The sequence below is a fragment of the Shewanella sp. 10B genome (genome assembly GCF_023475885.1).
GTDB classification, from domain to species: Bacteria; Pseudomonadota; Gammaproteobacteria; order Enterobacterales; family Shewanellaceae; genus Shewanella; species Shewanella mangrovisoli.
Genome location: NZ_JAMDJO010000012.1, coordinates 1 through 12,685, shown reverse-complemented (window position 1 = coordinate 12,685; position 12,685 = coordinate 1). Strand labels below are relative to the sequence as shown.

General features: G+C 45.8%; 6 protein-coding genes. All 6 read right to left on the bottom strand.

The window, feature by feature from the left end:
* Window positions 1-45: 45 nt before the first annotated feature.
* The 6 genes from traN to M0415_RS20415 all read right to left on the bottom strand — a co-directional run bounded on the left by traN (window position 46) and on the right by M0415_RS20415 (window position 11,063).
* Window positions 46-3,426: a conjugal transfer protein TraN gene (traN, locus tag M0415_RS20440; protein WP_123115325.1), complete on the bottom strand. Its 3,381-nt coding sequence runs from the start codon at window positions 3,424-3,426 to the stop codon at window positions 46-48.
* A 16-nt stretch (window positions 3,427-3,442) separates the two neighbouring features.
* On the bottom strand, window positions 3,443-4,468 hold the full coding sequence (locus tag M0415_RS20435; protein ID WP_123115326.1) for a TraU family protein: 1,026 nt from the start codon (window positions 4,466-4,468) through the stop codon (window positions 3,443-3,445).
* Between the two features lies 1 nt (window position 4,469).
* Entirely contained in the window at window positions 4,470-4,619 is a 150-nt protein-coding gene (locus M0415_RS20430) for a hypothetical protein (RefSeq protein ID WP_249556661.1), read from the bottom strand.
* Window positions 4,616-5,785, bottom strand: coding sequence for a TrbC family F-type conjugative pilus assembly protein (locus M0415_RS20425; protein ID WP_164489353.1), 1,170 nt, complete (start codon window positions 5,783-5,785; stop codon window positions 4,616-4,618). Before M0415_RS20425 ends, M0415_RS20430 begins: the two co-directional genes overlap by 4 nt.
* On the bottom strand, window positions 5,772-6,236 hold the full coding sequence (gene lepB, locus M0415_RS20420) for a signal peptidase I (RefSeq protein ID WP_240647771.1): 465 nt from the start codon (window positions 6,234-6,236) through the stop codon (window positions 5,772-5,774). The genes M0415_RS20425 and lepB overlap by 14 nt, the downstream gene beginning before the upstream one ends.
* Window positions 6,237-6,380: 144 nt before the next feature.
* Window positions 6,381-11,063, bottom strand: a complete 4,683-nt coding sequence (locus M0415_RS20415) for a hypothetical protein (RefSeq protein WP_249560525.1) — start codon at window positions 11,061-11,063, stop codon at window positions 6,381-6,383.
* Window positions 11,064-12,685 lie beyond the last annotated feature (1,622 nt).

Here is a 12,685-nt window from a genome sequence, read left to right as displayed (position 1 = left end):
CAGAACAATTGGAGGTTTGCTCATAAGCGAGCCTCCTTACTTGTTCTAATTTCTCAACTCGCAAATCATTGGTCTTGGGTACACAGAGCAATCTATTTGATCTGGCTCGAAATTATCTTTTAGCTGATTAGAGATTCCGCTAACATCCCCGCTAAATTGCTCAGTAGCTCTCTCATCGGCGGTTTTTCTATTCATTTCTTGGCAATCAGGATCATCGCTCCCTTCACAGCTCAAATTACCTATCATACGACCCGAACCTGTTAACCGTTCAATGTCATAGCCGGTAGTCGATAGAATATCGGCCTCATACATAGTTGAGAGCCATTCGGACAAATCCAATAGATCAAAATCAATTCGACCAAACTCCTCGATTGTAAAGCCGGGGCATTCGGCCATATCCTTGCCTATTTGCTTTGAGCCCTGATCGGCAATGATCCGCGACAACATCGATGAGTAACAACACCAATCCTGGCGGCGCAAATAGCAAACCCCCAAAACATCCTTGGCGCAATATTTATTCCCCACTTTAAAACATTGCTTTTGAGCAATTTTTACTCCCATATCTTGCTCATTCTCATCACACTGAGTAAGCAAGTTTGCTAATATTTTAACAACGTTATAGATGGTATAAATCAGGCCGACAAAGCTTATAATGCTCATGATCGTAGAGGCCATTTCCCCTAACACCAGATCTCCCGCTTGAGCAGCACCTTCGCTTATCATTTTGTCTGTTGCCTCTTGGAATATCATATCGGCAAGGGCATCCGGTAAGAGGTCATTTAAAAAGTTGTATAATTGCTGCTGCATTTGATGCATCAATGTGTCTACGACCCCTTCAGCGGCCGTTTCACCACCAATCTGAATTGCATCTACGGCACCTTGCATAAATTCAGGATCACCCATCACTGAACTGGTAAAGTCTACTATTGCACTTGCCCCAGCATTCCAACCGTCAACTAACATGGTGGAAAAGTCGCTATACATACCCCCTATCTTGTCAGCCATCTGGTCAGTGACACCTCCAGAGAGGGTTGAGGACACCTTCTTAAAAGCTTCACTCTGCATCATCTTGTAGCCCATTGAGGCCATTGCAAGATAATCAATCCCCGAAGGAGCCTCACAACAGTTGTTTCCCAAACCGCTTACTTCCCATGAACAATACTCATACTCACCGGGGAATATTTCACAGGTATTTGGATCCGCATCGGCACAAGTGGCATCGTCATCAACTTGCTGCGCTATAGAGCCCAACACCATCGCTTTTTCGAATTGGTTGTTGCTTTCTTCTTCTCCGTATGAGCAATCATTACCCATGCAGGGCAACATTGAGCTGCATACGTTGGTCGTTTTAGTAGAAGTTATTTCAATAGGGTTAGAGACATCACAACGATAGTCATCGCTGTACATATAGCAAACTCCTGAGGACTCATCGAGCCAGCCCTCAACACAACTTGATCCGGTTTTTTCGCACTTAGGGTTATTTTTGTACTCCTGGCAAGATCCTCCACTCTGTTGTAGTTCTTCATATGTGAAACATTTTTCTTCAAACTCTTCTGTCGATTCATTAAAAACAGAGGCGCAGTATTTACTCCCTTTAAGTGGGTCGCAGCTATATCCCTTAGCGTTAATTTTCCATGTGCCTACACGGTACCCACTAGTGCCATCTTCATTGGAGTCATACAACTTTACAGGATTTGGGTCGCCCTCAAACATTCTAGCAAGGCGGCTAATGACTTCTTGAGGTAAGTTGTTTGTGCCTTGATCAATAACTTCCCACTCATCAAAAGTGCAAAACGGATTAACTTCGTGGCTTGGCACGTAGTTTGTGCACGCTGGTACAACTGGGCAGATATCGCTTTTACATGTCTCTGACTTTCTGGGTGTTGCTGTACAACGAAAAACTGAGCCTAATGGTATTGTTCCTTGAGATTGGCAATTCGAAAGTTCGTACTGTAATCCATCTTTAACAATCACATATGTGATCCCATATAGACCGGCATACCTTATTGAGTCAATTTCACTTTTAGGAGAAATGAATCCAGTGTCGTGTATAAAAGGTACGCCTTCTTCTACATCACATAAGCTATCAAGTTTTTCGACAACGCATGTGGAGTATTCATAATCTGTTCGCTCACAACTTAAGACTACCCACTCCTGGTCATCAACAATATGTAAGTATCCTACTACTGGTTTAAATCTTGGCAGTCCTGTTGTCCCTCCCCCCCAATGATTAATCTTAACAGTAGCAGTGGTTGGCGCCGAGCTGTATTGAGCAGGGCTATCAAGATAACGTAACGAATCAAGCAATCCTGCTTTAATACGATTTTGCGATTCCGCTAAAAGCAGTGGTCCATCTGTATCGCTTTTCAGCACTGTAAGCTTGCATTCTTCATCCGGGCAAATCGGTTTCCAGCCAACTTTATCCGCACACCCTTCAGGGTATTGAGTATATTTTTCAATATACTGTGGAGTCAGATTTTCTATATAATTTGGGTTCACCTCCAACGTTCGAGTTACTTCGCAAAAATTTGTATTTTGGTGATTTGGCTGAGCACATATAAATTGCTCCCATACTGGGATCTGCTTTTTCTCCGTTGTCGTTGTCGTTTCATCAACACACGACTGAGACCAAATCCCATTGCCATGTTGAGCATCACTGATCGACTTATTGGTTTGTTCAAAGAAATATGAGTTTGACTTGATTTTGGGGGCTGGATTTAGTTCTACACCTTTCAAAATTGCCCGGTAAGCCTCTGAAGACATCGTTTTACCTGAACCGGTTTTTCCATACTGCGTCTTCAAATCTTCAAGATACGCATCTTCATCCCCATAGTTTGCCGGCGCGTTGAATTCTTCATCATCACGCTCTTGCTGATTGGTAAAAACCTCGCTGCCCTTTATTGAGGAAATCTTAGCCCCCCTTTCACTGTCAGGGACTAGCGTTGTCATCAAATTCCCGTTTTCATCCTTTGAAAAGGTAACCCCACCCTTTTCGTAGTATTGAGCATCGATGTCAGTTCCATTGCTCATAGTTGGCGCCTTAGGCTTTCCACCTTCCGGCAAGCCTGTGGCCATCGTGCTTTTGTAGACATCTTCAAAGTCAATTTGAGGGTATGCCGACAAGTCAACATCATTTGCAGGTTTAGCAGGCCGGCTCAGTATTTCAAGCTCTAAATCGCTGCCAGATACCGCTTTATTGGCGGTATCCATCATCTTGTCGTAGATATCGGTGCCATCAACGTTCTTGGCAGTGCCTAGATCAAATTTCTGATTTAGCTGCTTATTTATTTCATCAACTGCATAGACATCGAATGGTGCGATCGCCCCCGCTAAGGTAAAGAAGAATGCCCAATGCAGACCGCCGCCGAGCATACAGACCGACGAAAAGTAGACGCAAAAAATTCGAAAATGCCCCTGCATCAACATACAAATTCCCTCTTAATCAAGAGCCCAGAGTCAAACAGCATTCTTTGTATTGCCAAAGCATATACACCGCATCTTCTTGACCTGGCCGCATCCTCCCGCCAACAGGTAAACACCAAAGATTGGTAGACTGTCCAAGAGGGTGGCAACAGCCCTGATTCGGATTGGTATCATCAGCTTCGGCCATTGGGTATATCATGCTGAATTTATATTGAGAGCGGGGAGTGAATGCTGCGTATTGCGACTTACAAACGCTATCCTCACCCATGGTTTTCTTTGAAAGCCCTTTGCGATGCAGTGAGCTGATCATTCGCTGAGCGACAAGGCTAGTCTGAGCCACGGTATCTGATTGGCCTCTTACCCGTCCTGTGAATGGATAAAGATGACCATCGCAACCGGCGCAACCAAAAGTAGACTCAGGCGCCTTATCAGCAGAAACCAAAGAACAATCTGACGCGCACCAGGGTTGGGCCAACGGAGTAGCAAACAATATGGCTTCGGGAGAAAGCATTAACGCCAGAATGTCATTGTTCCAAGTCGGGTCCACCTCAGTGATGTACATCAAATCGAGATCGACATATCCGTCTTGGTGACAGTCGATATACATCACCTCCAGCATCTCCATTAGCGGGAATGCGAAATAATGCGTGTGCCAAAACCCTTCCCTATTTTTCTTTGTCACCTTTCCCATGCCGGCATAGTCATCTTGAAGAGTGATACCACCTAGAGATGGAGAACACCAAGGTAGCTTGACTGTTTCGATAAGGCGCAGAGGGGCAAAATATGATAGCTTTGTACCTGCAAATGGCACACCTAAATTGTCAGTACAAGTACAAAGCGGATTGTTACCCGAAGCCCCTTCGGGCTTATTCCCTATTCCCACCAAGGAAAAACCTTCGGTGAAGCAGCTCCAACATACTTGATCGATGATCTTGGTCCAGATGTCCGCGCTTTTGCAGATGTTACTTGTGGAGTCGGCGGCCATAGCCAAATGACTCGAGGCCAAGGCATACACCATTAACACGGCTGGAATAAACTTTTTCAAACTAGCCCCCTTGGATCATCGAGGAAATTGCTTGCCATAACCACTGAGAGAAATTGATAAAGCTATTAAATATTTCTACAGCTACGTCGGGGTATTCAGAGCTAATATAAATCCCGGCCACTACGCCAAGCACGGCATAAAATAGTTTCATTGCTGATCCCCTAGGTAATACTCGTTGACCTTTATGTGTGCTTGTTCAACGCTCACAGTTGACGGTAGGGCCCTGAGTGCAAATTTGTTTATAAGTTCTTGTTCAAGCACATAAATATCGCGCATATATCGTTTGCGAAGTTCGTTGAGGCTGTCCCATCCTTTTTCTGGGTCAAGGCGGCTTATGATTATTTGGTCCCTATAGTCAAAATTCCCTACCATCTTATCGAGCCATTTCAGCTGCCTGGGGTCTGTGGCATCGACGATATATAGACCTAGGTATGCATTTGGCATAGCTTGGAACGGGTTTACTCTGGTACCCGCTTTGGCTAACACTACGCCGCGGCGGTTCACAATATCTTTCTTCACACTGATGGTAGGATCTATATAGAAAACGTTATCTTTAATGGCAGGCTCTAAATTGTGTTGCGGCCGGTTCTTCCAATAGTTTTTTGTTGCATTAGAGGCTTTTTGGTGCCAGTCAATTTGAGCCATACGCTTGCGTAACTGCTCAATCAGGGAGATCTCTTTTACGGGGAAGGTCGCACCATAGGCGCCAAAATCTTTCTCTTGCTTTACGGTAGAAAGCTTCTCTTCGAAGAAGCTCATCTGAGTCATACCCGACATCTTCACTTGATAACGACCATTGTCATAAACTAACGCTGGTACTCGTTGAATGTTGTATTTCTTGAACCAGGTAGGGCCGAATTTTACTGTTGGCTGCAGCACGAGATCCTTGGTCATAACATGAAGTCGCGCCATGGTCTCCATGATGTTCTTGTCACCTTCAAACATCCCGTTTATGTAGACGGTGGCCCCTCGGCCAGCCGCGTTTTTAAACGCATCGATCACTGATGCTCTCGGCATCGAGAGACTAACAAACATGAATGTAATCGCGTCTGGTCGAGCCTTCTCACCTTGCGGCTTCACCGCATTCACCGTTAATTCTTTGATCTGAGTCTGGGCATGATCTAAGAACTCTTGCACATCTTTGCTAGAGGCCTTTTGCGAACCACTCAAATCCAGCCCTTCAAGCCACCCCTTCTCTTTGGCCATTTTAATAGCAGCTTCTGACGTCATTATTTCTTCTGCTACTACGGTTGGAGCCAAGTAGAGTGAAGCTGTCAATACAGTACCTAAGAGCAACCAGCGCTTATAAGATCGCATAGGCATCTCCAATCATGTTCTCCATTCCAATCACCCCCCAGAATCGCGAGTCATAAGAGAGTGGTGTTTCGCCAATGACAAAATATTGGCCATCTTCCAACTTGAGATCCTTTGTCACTTGATCAGGCTTCATCCCTACCTTCATCAACAACGTGTTCATGTTGTTGCGATATTCCATACCATTGACATAAACCGCATCGACAGTGACAGTGACATCATCACCAGGGATGCCAACTACCTTCTTAATCCAGCGGGTATTCTTGCGGAAATATGGGGTATCTACCGGCAGGTAAAAAGCAATCAAGCTTTCTCTCTCCGGTGTTACAGATGTTTTATCAACGAGAAAGTAACTAGCGCGTAAGCAAGAATATTCTTGAGTAGGCACTGCCAGTGTAAATTTGCAGGCACACAATAAGATGGTTATGGCAATGAGAGAAAAAGATAGGGCCACCTTCAAAGTACATTCCTTATAGCACTACGATTGATGACCACATTTTATGCGGTAGAAAAATTCGCGAGTCGCAGTTCAACGCTCAAAATGTACATTGAAAAAATCAAGCCCCACACTGACGGTAAGCAGTGTGAGGCTTAGGGTTTAGTAGTTGATAGAACCTCCCCCTGTAGCACCGGCATCATCGACAGCCTCAATGGTGATCTGCGCCGATGGGAAATCTGTTGCACTTAATCGTACCTGGGCGCCATAAGGCGTAAATTCAGTGCCATTGATCACCCAACGATAGTAACTTATCACCCCATCAGGGTCAGTACAGTTTGCATCTACGATATAGGTTCCATATTGATCTCGAGCCTTTGGTTCACAAACCGGCGGCTGGTTGGCAACCACATCAAATGAAGTGGTGTACTTACCAGGCTGGCCATAGTTTGAAGTAACATTTAACTCAACTTCATAATGACCCACAGGCAAGGCGTCAAACGAGCCAATAGCGCGTGTTGAAGGCTCACCAACGTCACCGTTAATCGTCCATACATACTCTTTGATGTAATCGTATGGATGACTTAGCGAAATGCTTGGGTAAAGTGACACATTCAAGGGTGCCCTCATGTACCTGTTGGAATAGACGTTGCTCATCTTGAATTCCATCGGTGCTGGCTCAACTGCTTCAACAAAACCAGTGATATGAGCAAAATTACCTCTATTATCCGCTATGGTAAGCATGATCTGATGCACGCCTGCCTGCTTCACAAGAAAGTTCATGCTCTTACCACTAGATAATGTTTGTTCTATAGCGTCTGCGTCAAAGGTCCAGTCATAGGTAAATGTCACACCTGGAGCATTGATGTAAGGCATACTCAACGCCGCATATCCTGCTGATGGAGTGAACTTGATATTGTTGCTGATCGTCAGACTCATATCCGATTCCGCAGGGAATTGATAAGTGAACGTATTGATCAGAATGTTCATTTCAGCAAATGACTGATTTTTGTATCCGTCAAGCCATGATCTGGCAAGAATTGAGATCCGGTTTGAACCGTCTAGGTCTTGTTGAATGACCGAGTAAAGCAGCTCATTCTGATCCGCTATCACGGTGCCATCAGGCAGCTCCCATTCAGTTTTCACTGGCACACCTGTAGCAGCAAACGGGTTGGAGATCTGCAGCGCGAGATTGATATCGGTTCCGACCTCAGCCATGCCAGGCCTACTGACGTTCATAATTATGGGCTTAGGCTTGGACACTGCGATGTACTTGACTGCCTGACTCCACTGTCCAGCTGTAACACTGTCTGAGGTATTTGCATATTTCATCCGGGCGTAAACTTTCATCGTCTCCTCTCCTACAGTGAGAGAGTATGAAGATAAGCCCGGCTCCCAAGTCACCCCATCATCGATCGACCACTCAACCACAGTATCAGCCTGCGGTGTGTCGCTATTGTCTTGTGCCACCAGCTCAATTGTCTGGCCAACAATTGCTTGGTTACCACCAACAATGGACACCTGAGGCACGTCATAGCTGATCAGCGTAAGTGCCTCAGAGGTTGTCACAGCTCCAGATGACTTATTAGTGACGATAGCTCTAACACCCAGGGTTTCGGGTTCATCTGATTTAATCGTGATGTACTGCTTATCGTTATACTCAGCATTATCCTGCCACAGCCCATTTGCGTCTTTGAACTGCCAACGAATATCTCCCATAACAAGAAAATCGTTGATTGAGGAAGTGTCAAACCTGACATCAAAGACCGCGGGGATTCTCGACTGCACCACCCGCGCAAACAATGAACCCTCAACCTCCGTCCCTTTCACCACGGTAACGCTTCGAGGAATAGAGACCCTAGTCACCTCGATCTCGGGATATGGTGAATGAGCCTTGGCTACCGCATAGACTGCTTGGTTGCGCTCATAGATGGTGTTTGCGTCAACTTGTACGATGGCTTGGCCATCTGACCCGGTAGCCGCAACAGTAGAAATGGGGTCATAGTCATTGCCGTTTTTAAACGCAACAAAAACATCCCACCCTTCACCCATTGTTGCTGAGTCATACTCATATTGGCCGGTGAGACTATTTCTCATCCCCAATTTCACCGTAGCATTGATGGTCTGAGTTGAGTCATATTTTCCATCACCCATATCTAACTGCACTTGCATATATGGGTGAGGGGTAATGATCAGATCAAAGTTTTGTTCACTCTGCAGTTCCGGTGCGAGCCTATATGCCGCTTGGAGTTTATAAGGAATGCGGTCCCAAAGTGCCGGCGCTCCTAGTTTGTTGGCATATGCTGAGAAAGTCTGAACATCAGCAAACGGCAACTGGTTATGCTTGTAAAGCATCTCATTGCCGTCATCATCGCTTAGTGTGACATCCACATGCGCTCGACTGGATTCACCGGTGTAACGTCCAATTAATGTGTCGTTCACCGATACGCTGTAAATCCCATCGGCTAATTTTGTGCGCTCATCCATCTGCACTTTAACTGGTATCGGGTCTACCGCATCAAACGTGACCGTTTCAGTCCCAATTACAGCTGTTTTTAGGTCCTGGTTAACAATGTAGGCCGTATAGGTCGCACTCATGGTACCAGTGCTTTGTACGGCGCCAGATAGTCTCGACTGGTAGGTGGTAACCAGTGGTGTTAATCCATCTGGCAATTCAGTCCACTCGATGTAGCAAGCATGGTTATATTGCGTGGAAGCTAACGCAGCCGCGGCTTTTGTTCCATATAAATCACAACGTATCCCCCTTGTACGATTAACAGCTAAGGCGACCTCTTCTACCTTACTTACCACTGTCACAGGCTTACTGCTAATTCCAAAAGTCATTTGCAAGTAGTTGATCAGTAATGAAAGCGTGGACTCTTTACCATTTGAATCCCTTGCAGTGACATCTAAGCTATACATCTGATTAGCCGGCAGACTATAACCTTCTCCGGTTAGGTGTTTATAAAACCCTTCGCCATTGGCCGTTAGCGCATCTCTACCGTCTATCTTGACGCTCACGATCTCAGTATCGCCTACAATACCGTTATGCCCAACAACAATCAGATCATCCAGCATATCTACTGATTGAGTGCTAGACAGTCCTTCGATCGAGTTGCCTCGCAACAACACTTTAATTTGAGGCGCCGGCATCGGAAAACTAACGTCATTGATAGTTGTCGTAGATTCGTTACCAAAAGCATCTCTAGCAATGACATCTACAACATAATCTCCAGGTACGATATTCGCTAACGCAAACTGGTAGGTGCTACCTGCATCCTCTTTGGAAATCACGCTATCGTTTGAGATCTTGACCTCGTTACCCGTTAAAATCGGTAAATTAAAGGACACCTGGTACCCTTCAACATCTAACTTATTGACCCTTTCTGACCCTGCCTTTGCTGTGAATTTCAAGTCAACATGGCTAGGTTTCCACCAAACATCATTAGTCGAGAGTTCGGGACGAATATTACTGATTCCGACCGCGCCCCGTTGCCCCTCCACTGATACGGTATAGCCAAGATCACTATTTTCTATAGGTGCGTTCTCGATGTCAGTGTTAAATAAACTAAATGCGACATTCGGCCCCCTAAAATCATGGTGGATCACCCAGGACGTTGGGGTTAGCTCAGACTCATCCCACCCGCCGATAGCACTGTTACCAACTATCTGGTAACTCTCGTCGGTTTGCAGATTCTCGGGGTCTCGCTCATAGGAGATATTGCTGTAAATGACACATGAATCTGCTTTTGCAGCGACATTACAAGTGCCGAGCTTAGATATATTGATCAGCTGTTCGTAGTTTCTAGGCTCCACTAATACAGTGGTGAATTCTAACCTTGAGGCTGGGTCATAGTTGTAGATCTCTGTTCCCGATAACACCTTACCCATCATGCGAGTGGTCACATCTCTAACAACTGGTTTCGGAGGCATGGTGACGTTTACATCAATCTGCCCTTTAGCTATTTCAAACTCTGACTTAGCCGCGCCTTCATAACCTAGCAAGGTATAAGCTAACGTATGGGTACCTGCAGTTTTAAAAATGCCTGCTACTGAAGTGCTATTAGCGGTAATACCTTCCGGCAATGCATCCCATTGCACTAAACAAGGTACGTTTCCAGGAGACAATTCTCCTTCTGCATCCGAAAGTGTATCCACTAAACGACAACCACCAACATTATCCACGGCTATTTCGGCCACTTCGCTGACGATCGCGTCAAATTCCTTATTATCAAAGGTGATAGCAGAGATCTCAGATACTATGTCACCTTCAAACAACTTGGATTCGGTACCAGACGCAAATCCGGCAGGAACTGTTTCAATGAATTCACATTTATCATTATTGCCGACGGCAAAAGGTGATTCGCAAGACTTGGTTAACTGCACATATTGAGAAAGCCTGCAATCAGTCCCGAGGTCTGTCATACCATTAGGGCAGAAATCGTAAACCACTTCGACAGTGTTGCTGTAGGTACATACTCCATCTATTTCGGGATAACCCGCAGGACAGGTCATTACCAACGCTGTTTTGTCTTCTCTTTCACATTGATATGAGACTGCATTTAATGTCGATCCCGAAGGGCACGTACACTCGCCAGCATTACAAGTAGGAGCATCAAATACGGTCTTTACACACTCCCCACCGATCATGCTGTATGACGCTGGACAACTGGCAATCTTGGGTAGTGTGTCACTGAAGGTGCAGGTATCCCCATTTGCTGATTTGACGAAGCCGCTAGGACATTGGCCCTCTAGTGATTCAAAGGTGTATTTTGCGCAAACCGTTTCCGACTCTTTTCCATAAGTAGGATCATCACACACCCAATCTTCTTTAGCGGTTTGCAACAATTCACATGATGACCCATTAACGCTGTAAGCGGGATCTGAACACTCATAAATAAATACCTGGCTTAGTTCCTTTTCACATACCTCTGTTCTATCGCCTGGTGTATAGCTGGGATCACTACAAGATAGGCTATAGTCAGTTGTCTGATACCAATCACACGTCCCATCATTGTAATTAGTGTAATTAGCTGGACAGCTCCAAGTATTCCCTACCGTTTGCAACTGCGAACAGGTAGAGCCTGACAGCGTGTATCCACTCGGGCAGGTATAAGTAAATGTCTGAGTCTGCAATAGGCTACAGGTCGTTCCTGAGAGGGTGTAGCTGGTTGGACAGCTCCAAGTGTTCGCTACCGTTTGCAACTGAGAGCAGGTGGAGCCTGACAGCGTGTATCCGCTCGGACAAGTATAGGAGAATGCCTGAGTCTGCAATAGGCTACACGTTGAACCCGACAAGGTGTAATTAGTCGGGCAACTCCAAGTGTTAGAAACCGTTTGCAATTGTGAGCAGGTTGAACCTGACAACGAATATCCGCTCGGACAAGTATAGGTGAATGCCTGAGTCTGCAATAGGCTACACGTTGAGCCCGACAAGGTGTAATTAGTCGGGCAACTCCAAGTGTTTGAAGCCGTTTGCAACTGTGAGCAGGTAGAGCCTGACAACGTGTATCCACTCGGGCAAGTATAGGTGAATGCCTGAGAGTGCAACAGGCTACACGTAGAGCCAGATTGGGTGTAACTAGTCGGACAGCTCCATGTATTTGCTACAGTCTGTAGCTTAGAGCAAGTCGTCCCAGACAAGGTATACCCGCTCGGACAAGAATAACTGTAAGCTAACTCGGTGATTAGTTTACACTGACTTGTACCATATGGTTCGGTACCCGCAGGGCAGGAGCCTGATATTTTTTCCGCATACCTTGTATAAGTAACAAATCCGTTTTCCGTGGGTCTTGGAGGCAGATCCCATTCAATTTCAAACTGATAATAGCCCATAGGGCCACAGTTTTTCGTGTCAGTTGTACTAGACGGCACAGGCGTCGTAAAACATACTTGGTTGGGATTATACTGTGCACTCGCTGTAGCTAATATGAATCCCCCTTCGCCTGGATCATACATCACCGTATAGCCGGGGTAAGTTAGATCAGAACCCCACTCCAACCTGGTTTGTTTACATTGAGTGCTGGAATAAGAGGAATATCCAGAGGGACAGGATGTAGGTCTGGTAGTGTATTGTTGGCAACCGGTACCTGAATCTACATAGCCTGAAGGACAACTTTTGCTAGCTGTCTGGGTGACGGTCTTTTCACAGCGTTTATTCGTTGTCGAGTAGGTATAGCCGCTAGCACAAACAGGTGTCGCGCTAGTTGTGGTGGTCTTTTCACAGCGGTTATTGGTCGCTGAATAGGTATAGCCAGAAGCACAAACCTTGCTTGCCGCCTGGGTAACGGTCTTTTCGCAGCGTTTATTCGTTGTCGAGTAAGTATAGCCGCTAGCACAAACAGGTGTCGCGCTGCTTGTGGTGGTCTTTTCACAGCGGTTATTGGTCGCTGAATAGGTATAGCCAGAAGCACAAACCTTGCTTGCCGCCTGGGTAACGGTCTTTTCGCAGCGTTTATTCGTTGTCG

Coding starts and splice junctions, on each gene's coding strand:
- M0415_RS20425 (WP_164489353.1), bottom strand. CDS start 5,785: ATGCGATCTTATAAGCGCTGGTTGCTCTTAGGTACTGTATTGACAGCT.
- traN (WP_123115325.1), bottom strand. CDS start 3,426: ATGTTGATGCAGGGGCATTTTCGAATTTTTTGCGTCTACTTTTCGTCG.
- M0415_RS20430 (WP_249556661.1), bottom strand. CDS start 4,619: ATGAAACTATTTTATGCCGTGCTTGGCGTAGTGGCCGGGATTTATATT.